This is a genomic window from Bacillus sp. AFS001701 (assembly GCF_002559405.1).
GTDB lineage: Bacteria > Bacillota > Bacilli > Bacillales > Bacillaceae_G > Gottfriedia.
Window position 1 is genome coordinate 1 of the sequence record NZ_NTZO01000208.1, and the last position, 2,559, is coordinate 2,559.

Genomic DNA, 2,559 nt, shown 5'->3' on the forward strand with positions numbered 1-2,559 from the left:
GAACGATCTCCAATTACTGTATTTTTAGGATTACTTTGTATATCGAATACTGGTGAAAAATCAGTATTGAATCCAAAGGATGATAGTTCTTTTGAAATCATATTACCTATATTATATGCGTATTGCATATTATTTTTATTTCCAATCGTTCTAGCAGAAGGTGTATTTAAAACCCCTGAAGGCATCCGATTAACTCTACCGCCTTCTTGATCGACAGAGATAAACAAAGGTACCTTGTTATTTTTATTATATGTTTTAATGTCATTTGTTAAATTTACTAATTGACTTGGACTTTTTATATTTGTTCCAAAGAGTATGACGCCGCCTAATTTATAATTTTTTAAAAGTGTATCTGCATTACTTGATGTTGTTCCATCAAAACCTGCGATAATCATTTGTCCGATTTTTTCCTTAAGTGTTAGTTTATTAAGCTCAGTTAGTATCGGGTCAGTTTTTGAAACACTTACATTTTTCTGAGCCTTAACTACTAAACAACCAGATAACAATATGAAACTACTAATCGCAATCATTGATAATTTTTTAATATTGTTTTTCATTTTTTCACCTCTAAATTCAATATGAAGTATATGTCAATATTCCCCTTTATCAAATCATAGCAAATAAATGTTTCTAAATGATAAACATTTTGTATAAAATTTATGATTTAATACAAATCTAATCTTCGAGTAATGGTTTAACAAAAGTTGCTCAACATATCGATTATAGTAGCTATTTGGGAATGTTCGTTCTACACTTGGGAAACGCACTAACTTTCTACAAAAAAGGAGAATCTCTATTTTTTTTATATGCTATAAATAAGTACAATTATTCCCTACCCATGAATATTTTTATAACAGGCTGAGAATGAACGGTTACCCGTTATTTTTTATCTTTCATTTTTAAATTAGTAAGCTAAAAATTATCAAATATTGAGATAAGGATAAAATAAATCATTTAAACGATTCTTTTAAAATTCGGAACGCTCCCCACAATGCCATACAATGAGGAGGAAGAATTACTAAGAGCCATAAAAATATTAAGATATCAGGTGTTGATCCATTGACAAATAAAGATCAGCTTCTTAAAATTTATCCCATTAAACAGATTACACAAGATTACCCGCCAACATTATTTTTACACGGTACGAAAGACACAGATGTTCCATACGAACAATCTGTCTTTATGAGAGGTGCCCTATTACAACAAGGAGTGAAAACAAAGTTCATTACTATTCCAAACGGAGAACATATATTTGATAAGGATTTTCATCTCCAAATTGTTCAAGATTCATTAAAACAGATGATTGAATTTCTCCAAATGGATGTATGAGAATATGGTAAAGTCAGAAAACTGACCCGTTCTCTTTAGTTGGAAAATAAAATAAAAGGGTGTCTCTCTGTCCAAAAAATCGACTATGAGGCATCCCTTTTCTTTACTTATGCGATTGAAATACCATAAGAACTGGCAATTTTTCCATTCGAATTGGAAGAATTAGCAATAATGACAGTTGTTCCTACGTTAACTTGCTCATAAAGCCATTGGATTTCACTATTATGCATTCGAACACAGCCTGAACTTACTGATTGTCCTATTGAACTTTCTTTATTATTTCCGTGGATACCATATGCAGCACCAACACTTAATCCTAGCCAGCGGTTACCAAGTGGATTTCTAGGATCACCTCCAGGAATATTTCCCTTGTACCATGGACGGTTCTTAACTTTGTTTGAGATGACAAATTTTCCAATAGGTGTAGGTGTTGACGACTTACCTGTTGCAACAGTAAAGGTTTTTACAAGATTACCATTACGATAAAAAGTTAGTTTATTCGTCCTTGTATTGACAATTAACAATTTATCAGTTGATAAAGTTAAGCTATTTTTAACTGTACTTCCCGCTGGTAAAGTATAATGTAATACGCGCAAAGTATGTGGTGTACTTTGATTATTACTTTGATCTAGAACGATTACTTTGAGAATTGAATTCGCTTTTTGTTTAGCAATTTTAACAGCGAACTTGCCTGTTGAGCTAACTGTATTATCACCGATTAGATTTTCATTCATATATACTTTGACAGTTCCGAAAGGTTCAGATATTCCAGTTACATTCAGTGATTGATCAGATATAGCAGAAAGAGAAGTAATCGATGGTGCAACTGAATCTTTTACACTAACTGTAATTGGTTTACTTTTTAATCCATGACTAACCCCAATGACGCTTATTTTAGTAAATTCTTTCAATGGTCTTATAGCTTCGGTAAATTCACCTTTATTATTTGTTTTCACCGTATTAATTAATTTAGAATCTTTATACACTTCTACATGACTATTTGAAAGAAATAACCCTTTAATAGCTGTTGATTGATTTGTTACTTGATCAATGATTGGGGTCGGTAAATCTAAAATTGTAAAATTGATTTTATTATCAGAGATTACTAGATTTTGGTGATTAAATTTAATTGAATTAAGTTTATATTCACCTTTTGCAAATGAACTTGTAATGTTCATTTTTCCAGAAAAAGAGTTCTTAGATGTTTTTATTAAAGAAATTTCTTTTCGA

General features: G+C 30.9%; 3 protein-coding genes. 1 reads left to right on the top strand and 2 read right to left on the bottom strand.

Features of this window, described 5'->3' with window-relative positions:
* A partial coding sequence (locus tag CN514_RS14270; RefSeq protein ID WP_141529381.1) for a glycoside hydrolase family 3 N-terminal domain-containing protein occupies positions 1-557 on the bottom strand: 557 nt, incomplete at its 3' end.
* A 484-nt stretch (positions 558-1,041) separates the two neighbouring features.
* On the opposite strand from CN514_RS14270, the gene CN514_RS14275 reads away from it, so the two are divergent.
* Positions 1,042-1,329: an alpha/beta hydrolase family protein gene (locus tag CN514_RS14275; RefSeq protein WP_353652067.1), complete on the top strand. Its 288-nt coding sequence runs from the start codon at positions 1,042-1,044 to the stop codon at positions 1,327-1,329.
* A 107-nt stretch (positions 1,330-1,436) separates the two neighbouring features.
* Here CN514_RS14275 and CN514_RS14280 read toward each other — a convergent pair.
* Positions 1,437-2,559: L,D-transpeptidase family protein (locus tag CN514_RS14280; RefSeq protein ID WP_217993929.1), on the bottom strand; the 1,123-nt coding region annotated here is incomplete at its 5' end.